The sequence below is a fragment of the Saccharopolyspora sp. 7B genome (assembly GCF_020177435.1).
GTDB classification, from domain to species: Bacteria; Actinomycetota; Actinomycetes; order Mycobacteriales; family Pseudonocardiaceae; genus Saccharopolyspora_C; species Saccharopolyspora_C gregorii.
Map to the genome: position 1 here is coordinate 1 of NZ_JAIUKC010000207.1, position 12047 is coordinate 12047.

12 protein-coding genes are annotated in these 12047 nt (G+C 73.5%); 1 reads left to right on the forward strand and 11 read right to left on the reverse strand.

The window, feature by feature from the left end; genetic code table 11:
• Positions 1–184: 184 nt before the first annotated feature.
• From LCD33_RS26080 to proC, 3 genes are all read right to left on the reverse strand, one after another.
• Positions 185–286, reverse strand: a complete 102-nt coding sequence (locus tag LCD33_RS26080) for a 30S ribosomal protein bS22 (protein ID WP_003402602.1) — start codon at positions 284–286, stop codon at positions 185–187.
• A gap of 202 nt (positions 287–488) precedes the next feature.
• Positions 489–713 (reverse strand): helix-turn-helix domain-containing protein, encoded by a 225-nt coding sequence (locus LCD33_RS26085; protein WP_224962037.1) that lies wholly within the window; start codon positions 711–713, stop codon positions 489–491.
• A 163-nt stretch (positions 714–876) separates the two neighbouring features.
• The gene (proC, locus tag LCD33_RS26090; protein ID WP_224962035.1) at positions 877–1686 is read right to left on the reverse strand and encodes a pyrroline-5-carboxylate reductase; all 810 of its coding nucleotides are present in this window, start codon (positions 1684–1686) and stop codon (positions 877–879) included.
• A gap of 127 nt (positions 1687–1813) precedes the next feature.
• Here proC and LCD33_RS26095 point away from each other — a divergent pair, with 127 nt between their 5' ends.
• Positions 1814–3436 carry a long-chain fatty acid--CoA ligase gene (locus LCD33_RS26095; RefSeq protein WP_224978382.1) on the forward strand — a complete coding sequence of 541 codons (1623 nt, stop codon included), beginning with the start codon at positions 1814–1816 and terminating at the stop codon, positions 3434–3436.
• Positions 3437–3475: 39 nt separating this feature from the next.
• Here the strand turns inward: LCD33_RS26095 and LCD33_RS26100 are convergent, their stop codons facing one another.
• The 8 genes from LCD33_RS26100 to LCD33_RS26135 form a co-directional block, all read right to left on the reverse strand.
• On the reverse strand, positions 3476–3802 hold the full coding sequence (locus LCD33_RS26100; RefSeq protein ID WP_224962031.1) for a hypothetical protein: 327 nt from the start codon (positions 3800–3802) through the stop codon (positions 3476–3478).
• Between the two features lie 62 nt (positions 3803–3864).
• On the reverse strand, positions 3865–4653 hold the full coding sequence (locus LCD33_RS26105) for a thioesterase family protein (protein ID WP_224962029.1): 789 nt from the start codon (positions 4651–4653) through the stop codon (positions 3865–3867).
• 111 nt (positions 4654–4764) lie between these two features.
• Positions 4765–5634, reverse strand: coding sequence for a sugar phosphate isomerase/epimerase (locus tag LCD33_RS26110; protein ID WP_224966643.1), 870 nt, complete (start codon positions 5632–5634; stop codon positions 4765–4767).
• 70 nt (positions 5635–5704) lie between these two features.
• Entirely contained in the window at positions 5705–6997 is a 1293-nt protein-coding gene (locus tag LCD33_RS26115; RefSeq protein WP_224978383.1) for a hypothetical protein, read from the reverse strand.
• Complete coding sequence (locus tag LCD33_RS26120) at positions 6994–8052, reverse strand: Ppx/GppA phosphatase family protein (protein ID WP_224962024.1); 1059 nt, start codon at positions 8050–8052, stop codon at positions 6994–6996. Before LCD33_RS26120 ends, LCD33_RS26115 begins: the two co-directional genes overlap by 4 nt.
• Positions 8053–8240: 188 nt before the next feature.
• A complete protein-coding gene (locus LCD33_RS26125; RefSeq protein ID WP_224962022.1) occupies positions 8241–8921 on the reverse strand; it encodes a response regulator transcription factor in 681 nt (226 codons plus the stop codon).
• Entirely contained in the window at positions 8918–10210 is a 1293-nt protein-coding gene (locus LCD33_RS26130) for a cell wall metabolism sensor histidine kinase WalK (RefSeq protein WP_224966641.1), read from the reverse strand. Before LCD33_RS26130 ends, LCD33_RS26125 begins: the two co-directional genes overlap by 4 nt.
• A gap of 276 nt (positions 10211–10486) precedes the next feature.
• Positions 10487–11233 (reverse strand): phosphoglyceromutase, encoded by a 747-nt coding sequence (locus tag LCD33_RS26135; protein ID WP_224962018.1) that lies wholly within the window; start codon positions 11231–11233, stop codon positions 10487–10489.
• Between the last annotated feature and the right edge of the window lie 814 nt (positions 11234–12047).

Consider the following 12047-nt stretch of genomic DNA (forward strand, 5'->3'; position numbering starts at 1 on the left):
GTGCCCCCCCCCCCCCCCCCGCGGGGGGGGGGGCCCCCCCCCCGCCCCCCCCGGCCCCCCCGGGGGGGGGGGGGGGCCCCCCCCCCCCCCGCCCCCCCGCGGGGGGGGGGCGGCGGCGAAGGCGCGAGATCCGAGACTCCCGATCTCGCACCGCGTGGGCGCGGGCCGGAGTCCGGCAGATCCCTTACTTGCCCAACTTGCGACGCTGGACGCGGGTCCTGCGCAGAAGCTTGCGGTGCTTCTTCTTGGACATGCGCTTGCGGCGCTTCTTGATGACCGAGCCCATGCGGAATCCTTCGCTGTCGGCGTTGGTACGAACGTCTTCTCGTGCCGGTGCTGCCCCTGGCGCACCGCCGGTGGGAGCACCGGCAGCAGGCACGATCGATCCCGCAGCCTACCCGCCCACCGGTCACCCCCTGACGGAGTGGTCCGTCAGGGCGGCCCGGCACCCCCGGACGGGCGCCGCCGCGCCCGGGGGACGACGGCGCTCATCCCGCGTTGTAGTAGGCGTTCTCCAGGTAGGAGTGCACGTCGTTCTCCGCCACGCGGAAGGAGCGCCCCACGCGTGCCGCGGGGAGCTCACCGGCGTGCACCAGCCGGTAGACGGTCATCTTCGACACCCGCATCAACCTGGCCACTTCGGCCACGGTGAGGAATTGCACGTTCCCCACCTGCGGGGGTGCTTGCTGGCTGGGTTCCGAGTTCGCAGACATGCTTCACCGAGTCCTTCGGCCCGCGCGCGCCGTCGGCTTCCCCTCCGACGGACTCCACACGCACGTGCTCCGTCGAGAGTAGCGGGACGGTTGGGATTCCTGCGATGCGCGAACGTCCCGGATCCAGGGGTTTCCGCCGGTCAGCGCCGGGGAACCGGTGGTCCTAGTCGTGCGCGCGGCCCAGTTCCACCGAACGGTCCCTGGCGGCTTCGATGGCGTCGATGAGGGCGGCCCGCACACCGTGCTTCTCCAGCTCGCGGATGCCCGCGATGGTGGTCCCGGCCGGCGAGGTCACGGCCTCGCGCAGGATCGTCGGGTGGCCCTCCGAGCCGTCGCGCAGCATCGTCGCGGCGCCCACCGCGGCTTGCACGATCAGGTCGGCGGCGGTGGCCCGCGGGATGCCGAGCAGGATGCCCGCGTCGATCATCGCTTCGACCAGGTAGAAGAAGTAGGCGGGCCCGGAACCGGACAGCGCGGTCACCGCGTCCTGCTGGGTCTCGGGGACCCGGACGACCTTGCCGACGCTGCTGAGCAGTTCCTCCACCACGGCCAGGTGCTCGTCGCCCGCGTGCGATCCGGCGGAGATGGCGCTCATCGCCTCGCCGACGACCATCGGGGTGTTCGGCATCACCCGCACCACCGGGGTTCCTTCGGCGAGCCTGCGCTCGTAGAGCTTGGTGGGCAGGCCGGCGCACAGCGAGACCACCAGCGTCGCCGCGTCCAGCAGCGGCGCGACCTGGTCCAGCAACGGCTCGATGTCCTGCGGCTTCACCGCCACCACGAGCACGTCGGCGCGGCGCACCGCGGTGGCGACGTCCACGTGCTCGATGCCGTACTCCGCGGTCAGCTGCGCGGCCCGTTCCGGGTGGCGCTCGGTGAACATCAGCTCATCCGCGTTCCGCCCCGCCTGCAGGAGCCCCGCCAGCAGCGACTCGCCGATCTTGCCCGCGCCCAGTACGGCAATCGAATTCATGCGGAACAGGGTGCCAGAACGTCCGCGCAGGACCCTCCCCAGGCGCCACCTGCGCGGTTAGTGTGTCGGCAACCACGACATCGATGTTGCGGAGCGCCGAGCGCGCGGACGAGGAGGTCCGATCCCGATGCTGAGCACGATGCACGACGGCCCGCTGTCGATCGCCAGGATCCTCGAGCACGGCAGCCGGGTACACGGTGCTTCGGAGGTGGTGACCTGGACCGGGGACGAGCCGCGCCGCCGCAGCTACGCCGAGGTCGGCAGGCGCGCGGCCCAGCTCGCGCACGGGCTGCGCTCCCTCGGCGTCACCGATGACCAGCGCGTCGCCACGTTCATGTGGAACAACGCCGAGCACCTCGAGGTGTACCTGGCGGCGCCCGCGATGGGCGCGGTGCTGCACACGCTGAACATCCGGTTGTTCCCGGAGCAGGTCAGCTACATCGCCGACCACGCCGAGGACCACGTCGTCGTCGTGGACGCGAGCCTGCTGCCGCTGTTCCAGAAGGTGCTGCCCGCGATGAGCACGGTGCGCCACGTCGTGGTCAGCGGCGGGGACCCGGCGGCGCTGGCGGCCCCGGACGGCGTCCAGGTGCACGGCTACGAGGAGCTGCTGCGCGGCCGCCCGGAGGTCTTCGAGTGGCCGGAGCAGGACGAACGCGCCGCGGCGGCGATGTGCTACACGTCCGGCACCACGGGGAACCCGAAGGGCGTCGTCTACTCGCACCGCTCGATCTGGCTGCACTCGATGCAGGTGTGCATGTCGGACGGGATGGCGCTGGCGCAGGCGGACCGCGGCCTGGCGGTCGTCCCGATGTTCCACGCCATGTCCTGGGGCCTGCCGTACGCGGCGCTGATGTCCGGCGCCTCGCTGATCATGCCGGACCGGTTCCTGCAGGCCGAGCCGCTGGCCGCGATGATCTCCTCGCTGCGCCCGACGATGGCGGCCGCGGTGCCGACGATCTGGCAGGGCCTACTGCAGCACCTGGAATCGCACCCCAAGGACATCTCCTCGCTGCGCGAGGTCGTGGGGGGCGGCCCCCCCCCCCCGCCCGCGCTGATGCGGACGTTCCAGGAGCGCTACGGCATCCCGGTGCTGCATGCGTGGGGCATGACCGAGACGTCCCCGCTGGGCAGCGTGGCCCGCCCGCCCGCCTCGGCGGTCGGCGAGTCGCAGTGGCCGTACCGGGAGTCGCAGGGCCGGTTGGCGGCGGCGGTGGAGGCACGGCTGATCGGCGACGACGGCCGGGAGCTGCCGTGGGACGGCACGAGCGTCGGCGAGCTGGAGGTGCGCGGCCCGTGGGTCACGTCCTCGTACCACGGCGGCGAGGACGTGGAGAAGTTCCACGACGGCTGGCTGCGCACCGAGGACGTCGGCACCCTGTCCGCGGACGGTTTCCTGCGGCTCACCGACCGCGCCAAGGACGTCATCAAGTCCGGCGGCGAGTGGATCTCGACGGTCGAGCTGGAGAACCACCTGGTGGCGCACCCGGCGGTGGCCGAGGCGATGGTCGTCGGCGTGCCGGACCCGAAGTGGGACGAGCGCCCGCTCGCGGCCGTGGTGCTGCACGAGGGCGCGTCGGCCGACGCGGCGGAGCTGCGCGCGTTCTTGGCCGACCGGGTCGCGAAGTGGCAGCTTCCGGAGCACTGGACGTTCCTGGCCGAGGCGCCGAAGACCAGCGTCGGCAAGTACGACAAGAAGCGGCTCCGCAAGCAGCACGCCGACGGGGCCCTCGACCTCGAACAGGCCTGACGCGGGGGGGCGGCGGCCCGGGAACCGCCGCCCGCCCGGTCACGAGTCCTCGTCGTCGGCCGCGGAGTCGTCGATCCGCTGTTCCTTGGCGCGTTCCGCGTGGGAGAAGGTGTCCTGCACCTGGTCGAGGTGTTCGCGGACCAGGTGGGACAGGTGCAGGGAGCGGTCGTAGGCCGGGCCCTGCACCGTCGGCTGCGCCGCCGCGCTCCACTGCTCCCGGGCGCCGCACAGCTTGCACACCTGGCCGCCGCCGGAGTGCTCGAAGTCGAGCTGGATGGGGTGGATGCGCACGGACGGCACGGCGGTCTCCCTGGTGTCGGCGGTGATCGGGCCCTCGGCGGCGATCGCGGCCGGAGCCGCCGCCACCCTAACCCCGCGCACCGGCCGAACCGGGCGAGCCGCACCGGCCCGCCCGGGATCGGGAACCGCTACCGCGCGCTCAGCGCCAGCTGCCGGGCCTGGCACACCAGCCGGCCGGTGGAGTCGATGACGAGGGTGTCCTCGTCGAACCACTGCCCGTGCACGGCCTTGGACTCCACGACCAGCCGCAGCCAGCCGTTCGCGGGCCGGGCCCGCAGCAGCGCCGTCAGCTGCACCGTCGGGGACCAGCCGAAGCGGCCCAGGTTGAAGGTGACCGGCATGGTGAGGTCGCCCGCGACGAGCCCGAACAGCAGGTCCGGCTGCCCCTGGTGCGGGCGCGCCCACAACCGCAGCCGCAGCGGCTCCTCGGTGCTGCCGCGGAGGAACCCGGCGCCGCGCGGGTCGAGCCGCATGTCGCAGGCCTTGGCCAGGCCACCCGGCCAGGACGCGTCCGTGCTGCCCAGGTCGATCGCGTCGGCGGGCGGGTTCACCGGCATGTCCGGCAGGTCCGACCAGCTGGGCGGCTCGTCGGGCACCTGGCCGAGGGTGATGGTGGCGTCCACGCACCGCTGCCCGGCCTGCTCCAGCACGGCGCGGACGACGGTGACGGTCCGCCCCGCCTTGAGCAGCTCGGTCCGCAGCAGCACCGGGCCCACCTTCGGCGAGTTCAGGTACTGCGCGCTGACCGACAGCGGTTCCAGCTGCCCGTCACCGACGGCGGCGCGGCTGAGCAGCGCCAGCAGGTAGCCGCCGTGCGGGCGGTCCCCGACGGACCAGTCCGGGTGCAGGTCGGCGACGAAGGTGCCGTCGCCCAGCGGGCGGACGGCGAGGGTGTCGAGGAAGGGGGTGTCGTTCACGCGCGACCCGCGCAGTGCCGGCGTCGCTCCTGAGCGAGCGAGGCGCGAATCGTACTCATGCCATGATCCTACGTTCCCGCCCCGAAGTTGATCACCGGGTGGGGGCCGGGCTCACCCGGCCCGCGGCCGACCCGGCGCCTGCAGGTGCAACCGCGCGAACACCAGCGCCTCCGCCAGCAACGCGGCCCGTTCCTGCTGGTTGCGCGCCTTGCGGCTGTTCACCTCCAGCACCACCGATCCGGCGAAGCCGTCCGCCGCCAGCAGCTCGCAGACCTCCGCGCACGGCTGCGAGCCGTGGCCCGGCACGAGATGTTCGTCACGGGGAGCCCCGGTCCCGTCGGCGAGGTGCACGTGCGCCAGCCGGTCCTGCATCCGCTTGTACAGCTCGATCGCGTCCACGTGCGCCGCGGCCGCGTGCGACAGGTCCAGCGTGTAGCTGCCGTAGCCGACCTCCGTCGGGTCCGGCGACGGCGTGAACGCGGACAGACCGCCGGACTTCCCGCCGCGCAGCCGGTTCAGCCGGTTCGGCGGGCGGATCGGGAACATGTTCTCCACCGCGACCCGGATCCCGCTGGTCTCCTCCAACGAGCCGACGAGCTCCGAGAAGCCCTCCGCGTACCGGCGCTGCCAGCGGAACGGGGGGTGCACCACCACCGTCGACGCACCCAGGTCCGCGGCGGCCACCACGGCCCGGCGCAGCCGCTCCTCCGGCTCCGGCGACCACACCCGCTGGGTGATGAGCAGGCACGGCGAGTGCACCGCCAGGATCGGCACCCCGTGCTCCCGGGACAGCCGGTGCAGCGCGGCGACGTCCTGGCTCACCGCGTCCGCCCACACCATCACCTCGACCCCGTCGAAGCCCAGGTCCGCGGCCATCTCGAACGCGGCCCGGGCCGGCTGGGGCCACACCGATGCGCTGGAGAGCCCGACCGGGATGTCGGGGTGGTGCTCGGTCTCCGCCGTGTTCGGTTGCGGTGTCATGTGCTGCCCCAGCGTCTCGCGCCCCACCGGATCCTCCACGCGGCTCGGGATCCGCGCGGCGAACCCGGTCTCACTGCCCGATCAGCAGCAGTGCGGCGGGCGACACGGTGCAGATCAGGCCGACCAGCACCGCGAGCAGGATCGTCTGCAAGTCGTCGGTGCGCAAGAACTTCCGCGCGATGAACACCAGCGCGCCGGTGATCGCCAGCGCGGCGACCAGCGCCGCGATCGGGATCGCCGTCCACAGCCAGCGGAACGCGAACCACACCGCGCCACCGCACACCAGGCCCGCGCCGCCCTGCAGGGCGAGCACCAGCCACTCCTTGCCGGTGGTCGGCTCCGACTCCTCCTCGTCGTCGTCGGCGTCGGCGCGGTAGTCGTCCGCGTCGAGCCCGGCGGGGAGCGCCTCGTCGTACTCGTCGAACTCGTCGTCGGCGTCGTAGCCGTCCTCGCGGTACCGGGTGGCCTCGGCGTCCTCGGCGTAGTCGTCGTAGTTCGCCGGGGACGCGTAGGCGGTGCCCGAGTCGTAGTCCTCGTAGTCGTCGAAGTCGTACGGGTCGTCGCCGCGCGCCGGGGCGGCGTCCGCGGGCGGGTAGGCGAGCATCGCGGTGCCGTCCGCACCGGCGCTCTTGGCCTCCGCCTCCACCCGCGGCAGCTGCTCGGTGGCGCCTTCCAGCGGCACCGAGCGGGTCGGCTGCTCGTGCGGCCCGGCTGCCGGGACCGGCCCCAGCGCGGGTTGCTGCACGGTCATCTCCGCGTCGGACGGTCCCGCATCGGGCGCGTCCGGCGGCGGGGTCGCGCGCGGCGGTGCCCCGGCCGCGGCGAAGCGGCGGGCCCAGAAACCGGAGCCCTGGTCCGGGTCTGCGGTCTGCTCGTCCTCGACGGGCGGTGCCTGCGGTGCCGGAGCGGGTGCCTGCGCGGCAGGTGCCTGCGCGGCAGGAGCCTGCGGAGCGGGGGCCTGCGCGGCGGGCGCCTGCGGGCGCGGCGGGCCGGGCGGCGGCCCTGCCGGGGGCGGCCCGGAGAACTGCTGCGGCGCCGCGGGCGGTGCCGGTGGCCCGGCGGGCGGTACCGCGGGCTGCGGCCCGGTGCCCTGCGGCTGCGGAGCGGCCCGGCCGGGCGCCTGCGGTGCGCCGCCCTCGGGCTGGCCGGAACCGGCCTCCTCGGCCTCCTCCGGCTTGATCGCGCGCATCGTGCCGCTGTCCGAGAGCACCCGCTGGATGATCGCCTGCGGGGCGGTCTCGCTCGGGTCCTCGGCTCGCCTGCGTCGCCTGTGCGCGCTGCGCTGCGAGCCGCCGCCGTACTCGGCGAGCAGCTCGGCGACGGTGCGCTGGCTCGGGTGCTCGGACCCGCTGTCCCGACTCATCGATTCCACCGTGCCCCGTAGTGGGCTTGCCGTCCAGTTCCCCGATCCACGTCTGACCCGTTCGCGGAGGCCCGCTCCGCGTCGAACGACCCGAACTCGGCGCGGGTCCGCATCGCAGTGTGGTCCTCTCCGTTGGCGTGGTCCAGCCGCCGGAGGATGACTCCTTCCCGCAGCGCCCACGGGCAGATGTCCAGTTCCGCCACCCCCAGCGCGCGCATCACCGCCTCCGCGACGAGCGCACCGCTGATCAGCTGGTGCGAGCGCGCGCTGCTGACCCCGTCGAGCGTGGCCAGGTCGGCCGCCGACATCCTGGTGATGAACGCCAGCAGCTGCCGCAGCCCCGTCTCGGTGAGGCTGCGCGGCACGCGCGGACCCGCGGAGGCCGGTGCGGCGCCGGTCAGCCGGGCCAGCGAGCGGAACGTCTTCGAGGTGGCGACGGCGCGGTCGGGGCTGCCGCTCTTGCGGAACCGCTTCGCCGTCGCCGCCAGCTGGTCGTCCAGCCAGTCCCGCATCTCCGCCACCTGGCGCTGCGTCGGCGGGTCCTGCGGCAACCGGGTCCGGGTCAGCCGGCCCGCGCCCAGCGGCAGCGACGCCGCCAGGTCGGGCTGCTCGTCGATGCCGATCGCCATCTCCAGCGAGCCGCCGCCGATGTCCAGCAGCAGCAACCGGCCCGCGGACCAGCCGCACCAGCGGCGGGCGGCGAGGAACGTCAGCCGCGCCTCCTGCTCGCCGCTGAGCACGCGCAGCTCCACGCCCGTCTCGTCCCGCACGCGGGCGAGCACCTCGGCGGAGTTGTGGGCTTCGCGGATCGCGGAGGTCGAGAACGCCATCAGGTCCTCGCACCCCGCCTGCTCGGCGGCCTGCTTCACCTGCGCGACGTTGGCGACGAGCTCGTCGGCGTCGGCGTCGGCGAGGCGCCCGTCGGCACCGATCCGCTCCGCCAGCCGCAGCACGGTCTTCTCCGATGTCATCGGGGTCGGATGGGCACCACGGTGCGCGTCCACCACGAGCAGGTGGACGGTGTTGGATCCGACGTCGAGCACCCCTAGGCGCATGACCGATAACGTTACCGGCCGCAACCGCGCCCCCGAGGCGGGTGGGGGCCGGGAATGCGCCCGAACCCGGACGTGCTGGGAGTTCCGCCCGGTTCGCGTCGGCAGCGGCGCGCGGTCACCACGCGCCCGGCCACCGCACCGGACCGGCGTTCGCGCAGGTGCGGGCGGGCGCCCGGCCGCGGGGCGGATCACACCTCGAACTTGTAGCCCAGACCGCGGACGGTCACCAGGAACTGCGGTTCCGCCGGGTCCGGCTCCAGCTTGGAGCGCAGCCGCTTCACGTGGACGTCGAGCGTCTTGGTGTCCCCGACGTAGTCGGCGCCCCACACCCGGTCGATCAGCTGGCCGCGGGTCAGCACCCGGCCCACGTTGCGCAGCAGGTACTCCAGCAGGTCGAACTCCTTGAGCGGCAGGCTGGTCTCCTCGCCGCCGACGGTCACCACGTGCCGCTCCACGTCCATCCGGACCGGACCGGCCTCCAGCACCTGCGGCTGCAGGTCCTCGGCCTCGCCGCCGCGGCGCAGCACCGCGCGGACCCGGGCGATGAGCTCGCGGGCCGAGTACGGCTTGGTGACGTAGTCGTCGGCGCCGAGCTCCAGCCCGACCACCTTGTCGATCTCGCTGTCCCGCGCCGTCACCATGATCACCGGCACGGCGGAGCGCTGCCGCAGCTGCTTGCACACGTCGGTGCCGCTCATGCCGGGCAGCATCAGGTCCAGCAGCACGATGTCGGCGCCGTTGCGGTCGAACTCCTCGAGCGCCTCCTGCCCGGTCGTCGCGACCGCGGCGGTGAAACCCTCCTTGCGCAGCAGGAACGCCAACGGGTCTGCGAAGGACTCCTCGTCCTCCACGATCAGCACCCTGGTCACCGGACTCCTCCCGTTTCGACGGTTGCGACCCCGTCCGCACTATCGGTCTCGGGGCGGGTCTCCGCCCGGCCCCGTTCGGCCGCGCCCGGCCGGGCCTGGCCACCGGACGGCTCGGAGCCGGTGGGCTCCGCGGCCGGTGCCGCGCCCTGCTCCCCGGCGCCCTCCGGGTCGGCCCCGTGCCGGGGGACCCGGAGGGTGAAGGTGGAGCCGGTGCCGAGCCTGCTCCACAGCTTCACCTCGCCGCCGTGGTTGGCGGCGACGTGCTTGACGATGGCCAGCCCGAGCCCGGTGCCCCCGGTGGCCCGGGAGCGCGCCGGGTCCACGCGGAAGAACCGCTCGAACACCCGCTGCTGGTGCTGCGGGTCGATGCCGATGCCGCGGTCGGTCACCGCGATCTCCACGAAGTCGCCGACCATGCGGCGGCTGATGGAGACCGGCGACCCCGGCGGCGAGTAGGCCACCGCGTTGTCGATGAGGTTGCTCAGCGCGGTCACCAGCAGCGTCCGGTCCCCGTCGAGCAGCAGGTCGCTGGGCTCGTCGACGGCGATCTCGATGCCCGCGGACTCGGCGGCGATCCGGGAGCGGCCCAGCGCCTCCTCGACGACGGCGTCGACCTCGACGGTGGTCAGCTCCGGCAGGCGTTCGGCGCCCTGCAACCGGGACAGCGCGATGAGCTCGGAGACGAGGGTTCCCAGCCGGGTCGACTCGTGCAGGATCTTGGTGGAGAACCGGCGCACCTCGTCGGCGTCGTCGGCGGCGTCGATCACCGCCTCGGCCAGCAGCGCGAGCGCCCCGACCGGGGTCTTGAGCTCGTGGGAGACGTTGGCGACGAAGTCCCGGCGGGTCGCTTCCAGCCGCACCGCGTCGGATTCGTCCCCGGCGTCGACGACGGTGAACCCGTCGCCGAGCGGCCGGACCTCGCCGTGCACCGCCGCCGGACCGCGGCCGCGCAGCGAGGTGCGGTTCAGCGGGGACAGGTCCACGGTCACGGGTTCGCCGGTCTCCAGCGCCTGCTCGGCCGCCGCGCGGGCGCGGGCGTCGGCCCGCTTGTCCCGGACGAAGCCGAGCTCGTCGGCGCGCGGGTTGTGCAGCACCACGTCGCCGAACCGGTTGAGCACGACGATGCCGTTGTTGGTGGTGTGCACGAGCCGTTGCAGCAGTTCGGCGACGGTCGGCCCAGCGGGCCTGCGCCGTTCGCGAACCCGCGCCGTCCGGGCGGCCAGGTAGCCGGCCGCCACGCCGATCGCCAGCAGGCCGATGATCAGGGCGGTATAGCCCAATGCGGTCACGTTGGCATCGTAAGCAGGGAGAGCCCGTGCTGGACCAGCCCGCGAGCGCGATCCGTGATGCCCGCGACATGAATCGGGGCGTTCTTCACCCCTGATTCACTCGAAAGTGGAACCCGGTTCAGCTGCGCTGCGTTCCGCCACCGGTTCCGTGAACGGGGAGCGGACGCAACGCGGGCGACACCTTCGTTCAGGTGTCGCCCGGAACAACTGCTCGAGGTGCGAACACGGCTGGTGATCGCCCCGCCACCGAACGCGCGGGGCGATCACCGCCGGAGCTCAGCGGCCCTGGTTCGCGACCGCGGCGGCGGCCGAGGCCGCGGCGTCCGGGTCCAGGTAGGTCCCGCCCGGGTTCGTCGGCCGCAGCTGCTCGTCCAGGTCGTAGCGCAGCGGGATGCCCGTCGGGATGTTCAGCCCCGCGATGTCCGCGTCGGAGATCCCGTCCAGGTGCTTCACCAGCGCGCGCAGCGAGTTGCCGTGCGCGGCCACCAGCACCGTCCGCCCGGCGCGCAGGTCCGGCACGATCGCGCTCTCCCAGTACGGCAGCAGCCGGGTCACCACGTCCTGGAGGCACTCGGTGCGCGGCATCTCGGCGCCGAGATCGGCGTACCGCGCGTCGCCTTCCTGGCTGAACTCGTCGCCCGGGTCGATCTCCGGCGGCGGGGTGTCGTAGGAGCGGCGCCAGAGCATGAACTGCTCCTCGCCGTACTCGTCCAGGGTCTGCTTCTTGTTCTTGCCCTGGAGCGCGCCGTAGTGCCGCTCGTTGAGCCGCCAGTCGCGCCGCACCGGGATCCAGTGCCGGTCGGCGACGTCCAGCGCGATGTTGGCGGTGGTGATGGCGCGGCGCAGCAGCGAGGTGTGCAGCACGTCGGGCAGCACCCCGGTCTCGCGCAGCAGCTCGCCGCCGCGGCGGGCCTCGGTCGTGCCCTTCTCGGAGAGGGGGACGTCGACCCAGCCGGTGAACAGGTTCTCGGCGTTCCAGGTGCTTTCGCCGTGTCGCAGCAGTACCAGAGTCCCGATGGTCATGGGCTCAGGCTATGCCAGGGAGCGGGCGGGCCGTGCCACCGCCGCCGCGCTCGCCCCGGGGACCGCGGTCGCGCGCCATGGTCGCCGAACGGCGCGGCCCCGCATGCCGCCGGAGTCGTCGAGCGACGGGCTCCCGCGCCCCGCCGGGCCGTCGGAGCCCTCCGGTCGCCCGCGCGGCGGGCCGTCGGCCGGGGAACGGGCCGGAGCAGCCCGCGTTGGTCCGAACGGGTTGATCCGCGTTGCTCCGCCCCGGGACGCACCTTCATCGAACGTGAGGTTTTTTCGGTCGAACCGGCCGGATGTCACCCCGAAATCGATCACTCAGAGCAGTGAGCCACCGTATCGAGTGATGATCTTCAGGGGACGGCAGCCGCTGGCAGTGAGCCCGCAGATCGGTTGTGGCCGTCACTCGACGGTTATGGATTCACCGTGCCGTTGTGACACGAAAGTGTCGCCGCTCACATTCGAGGCGGCCATACCGCACTGAATAAGCCGAAGCGTTACCTTCGGTGAGTAAGATCACTCGTATGGAGTAGGAACTCGGACTTGTGGCCAGTGCGTGACTCTGCGAAGTTGGCACTGCTCTCGCTGATCGGCTCCCACGCACTCCCCGATCCCGCGAGAGCGAACAGAAGAGCGTGGCCCGTCTCCCCCGTCGGACCACGCCCCGCCGGGCCGGGTGGCGCGCCACGCGGGCGCGCTGGGGCGCCCCCCCCCCCGGGGGGGGGCCCCGCGGGGGGGGCCCGGGGGGGGGGGGGGCGCGGGGGGGGCGGCGCGGGGGGGCCCCCCCCCCCGCGGGCGCGGGGCGCCCCCC